Annotated in this window: 4 protein-coding genes; 2 read left to right on the top strand and 2 right to left on the bottom strand. The window is 65.2% G+C overall.

Features of this window, described 5'->3' with window-relative positions:
* Positions 1 to 124: 124 nt before the first annotated feature.
* On the top strand, positions 125 to 616 hold the full coding sequence (locus tag VEK15_10805; GenBank protein HXV61175.1) for a TraR/DksA C4-type zinc finger protein: 492 nt from the start codon (positions 125 to 127) through the stop codon (positions 614 to 616).
* Positions 617 to 629: 13 nt separating this feature from the next.
* On the opposite strand, the gene VEK15_10800 is transcribed toward VEK15_10805, so the two are convergent.
* Both VEK15_10800 and VEK15_10795 read right to left on the bottom strand, forming a co-directional pair.
* A complete protein-coding gene (locus VEK15_10800; GenBank protein ID HXV61174.1) occupies positions 630 to 1502 on the bottom strand; it encodes a universal stress protein in 873 nt (290 codons plus the stop codon).
* On the bottom strand, positions 1499 to 2416 hold the full coding sequence (locus VEK15_10795) for a universal stress protein (protein HXV61173.1): 918 nt from the start codon (positions 2414 to 2416) through the stop codon (positions 1499 to 1501). The genes VEK15_10800 and VEK15_10795 overlap by 4 nt, the downstream gene beginning before the upstream one ends.
* 214 nt (positions 2417 to 2630) lie before the next feature.
* On the opposite strand from VEK15_10795, the gene VEK15_10790 reads away from it, so the two are divergent.
* The gene (locus tag VEK15_10790) at positions 2631 to 3101 is read left to right on the top strand and encodes a hypothetical protein (protein ID HXV61172.1); all 471 of its coding nucleotides are present in this window, start codon (positions 2631 to 2633) and stop codon (positions 3099 to 3101) included.
* The last annotated feature ends 63 nt before the right edge of the window (positions 3102 to 3164 follow it).

Here is a 3164-nt window from a genome sequence, read left to right as displayed (position 1 = left end):
CTCACGTTCGTCGCCGATTGCCCCGATCATGGGGTGCAATCACCCACTTTCGCTTTCGTGGAGCCCGAAGTACGGCCTCTGGCCGTGGCACGTTGTTTGCTCAAACGTGAGGTGGAGGATCGCGATGCGTACCAAGACTGTGGCATGGAGACGCAAAGTAGAGCGGGAGCTCGAACGGGTCAATCGGGAGATAGAAGCTCTCAAGAAGGAGCCTCGCGCTCAGGAGCTCGAGAGCTCCGGGGACAACACGCCGCTATCCGACGAGATCGATGCGATCCTGGTCACCGAGGAAAACGAGATGAGGACCGACCGCCTCGGGAAGCTCCTGGACCGCGCTGCGGCGCTCGCCGAGGCTTTCCATCGGATCGACGACGGCACGTACGGGCTCTGCGTCGCCTGCGGCAATCGGCTCTCGTCGAAAAGACTCGCGGCCGTACCCGAAGCGCTACGCTGCACGGATTGCCAGGAGGAGATCGAGAAGGCCTCGCCTCACGAGCTCCACGCTCATGAGTGGAAATGGGCCGAGGAGGCGGACCGGGAGCTCCGCAAGAGCGAGAACGCGGATCGAGTCGTGTCGGAAGTCGTGTCGGCGAGCGGGAGAGCTATCGGCGTCTGAATGGGAGTCGCGCTCATGCCGGCGCGGCGATGAGCACCGAGCAATCCGCGTGGCGAGCGACTCGTCGAGCGACCGTCCCTCGCCAAGGTTTCGGCAGGCGGGACTGGACTCCTCGGGCGCCCAGCACGATCAGGTCGGCCTCGAAGGTCCTCGCTTCGTCGAGGATCTCTGCGGTCGCCATCCCGCGCCGAAGCGCTTTCTTGGCCGTCAGGCCGCGAGCGTACAGGATCTCGGTCGAACGCGCGAGCGCGCGATCCGCACGCTCCCGCAAGGCCGGAGGATCGGAGACCGGCGGGTCCCCCGTGAGATTCGGATCCAGGTCCCAGGTCAGCGGAGGAGCCTCGATGACGTGCAAAACCTCGATGACGGCTTCTGATGCTCGCGTCTTCGCGGCGAAACTTACGACCGCCTCGAAGCTGGCGTCCGAGCCGTCCACCGCGAGGAGCGCTCGGAAGCGTCCGTCCGTTCGAGGCGCGGCGGCTCGCACGAGGAGAACGTCCCGCGGTCCGAGGGAGGTCACCTTCTCGGAGACCGAGCCCACGAGAAAGTCCTGACTTCGTGCCTGGCCGACGGCGCCCAGGGCAACGAGGTCCACGTCATGATCATCCGCCGCCTTCAAGAGCTCCGTCGCCACGTCACCCTCCAGGCGAAGCGGCTCGGCAGCTATGCCCAGCCGCCGGACACGAGCCGCCGTTTGCTCGAGAAAGTCGTCGACTCTCTCGAAGATGTCGCGCTCCGTCTCCGCCCAGCCGGGCATCCAGCGTAGTGGAGCGATCGCGTGGGCGACGAGAACGCGATCCCGGGCCGATAGCGGCAAACACCAGGTCAGCGCCGACAAGAGGGCCTCGTACAGGAGGTCTCGATCGAGACAGACCAGGACTTTCACGCCAACCCCGTTCCCGGACGCAAGTCGTCGCAGAACCAGGGGGCGGAGAGGGCGGCCGATTCCGGGGCGAATCCCCGGGCACATAGGACGCTGCACGGCGCATGGCGCACCACCCTCTGCGTGATCGTTCCGAGCAGCAACCCACGCAGTTTCGATTGCCCACGGGAGCCGACCACGATCAGATCGGCCCGCCCGGTACGCGCCACGTCGAGGATCTGCGTGGCGGGAGAGCCGTGGCGCCATTCGCATTCGGCATCGAGTCCCCGTCGACGGAGCAGCTCCAGCGCTCGGGACAATACGTCGCGGGCGTGGCCGGCGAGCGATGCGGAGAAGGGACCCTCCATGGACCCGACCTCCCACAGTCCCGGCAGCGCATCGATGACGTGAATGAGACGGATCTCGGCCTGCGGCGCCCGGAGCTTCTCGACGAACGAACCGATGCCCGCTTCGCTTCCCGCCGATCCGTCGACGGCGACGAGCGCATGAAACGAACGCTCCGTCTTGTCCTCGTCGTCACGCGCCCGGACGACGAGAACGTCGGTGTCGGCGAGGGAGACGACTTTTTCCGAGACGGATCCAAGGAGGAAATCCGGGCGCTCCCCCCGAGCGCCCATAACGATCAGGTCCACTTCGTGCTCTTCGGCAACCCGGACGATGCTGTGAGCCGGCTCTCCTCTGGCAGTGACCTTCTTGATGCCGAGGGGCAGGTGAGAAAGACTGTCGGCGACCCGCGAGAACAAAGCGTCGGTATCCCGGAGTGGCTTCGCGTCCCGTGAGGCCAGGAAAAGCGGGGCTTGGCCCGACACGTGAAGCACGAGAAGCTCGTCCCGTTTTCCCGTGGCGATCGACCAGTCGAAAGCGGCAAGAACCGAGTCGAGGACGGGATCTTCATCGACGCAAAGGAGGACTCGCACCGCTTGCTGAAGAATACTCCAGCGGAGGCGCCCCCGCGAGCGTCATTAGGTGTGCTCAGTGCCGTGGCGGGACCCGCATTCGATCGACCGCCCCGGCTCAGGCGAAGTCGAACGCCCCGCTCGCGCAGGGTGGATTGAGCTCTTCATCACCCTGCCCGTGGGAAACTCTCGAGTGCCTGGGATCCCGCGCGGCCGCGTTGTGTCACAATCGAGTATGGGCAAGAAGGGCCGGCTGATCGTTGCCGTGACTTTTGCCGTTCCCCTCGCGTACTTCGCTTGGGAGTGGTATCTGTCACCGCAGGCTCGGGTAACGCGAACCTTGAAGGCCGCGGCCGCGGCCGCGGAAGAAACCGACCTGGACACCTTCCTCTCTTTCGTGTCCTCGAGCTATTCGGATTTCGTGCACCCGGACCGGGAAACGCTCGAGGACCGGGTGCGCTCGAGCTTCGATGAAGTCGACCGCTTCAACGTCACCCTCAGCAACATCAAAGTCCAGCACTCCGAGGAGGAGGCTACGGCCGAGCTCGACGTCGTGATCGTTGCCGTCCGGGGCGAAGAACGCTACGTCGTACTGGGAAGCCCATTCGATCCGGAGCGCCTCGCAGCGCGACTGGTCAAAGAGGACGGATGGAAGATCGCCGGCGTGGAGAGACCAGAAGCGTCCGCCCTCGACCCCGAGCGGTGAGAGCACCCATCCACGCGCACCACACAACATTTCGACAGCTTTTCCACAGCAGGGCGCGGGAGT

Source organism: Vicinamibacteria bacterium, assembly GCA_035620555.1.
Taxonomy (GTDB): Bacteria; Acidobacteriota; Vicinamibacteria; order Marinacidobacterales; family SMYC01; genus DASPGQ01.
This window is presented reverse-complemented; position numbering and strand designations above follow the sequence as displayed.

What these genes read in the sequence shown, in the direction of transcription:
- VEK15_10805 (HXV61175.1), top strand. Translation starts at nt 125, where the DNA reads ATGCGTACCAAGACTGTGGCATGGAGACGCAAAGTAGAGCGGGAGCTC.
- VEK15_10790 (HXV61172.1), top strand. Translation starts at nt 2,631, where the DNA reads ATGGGCAAGAAGGGCCGGCTGATCGTTGCCGTGACTTTTGCCGTTCCC.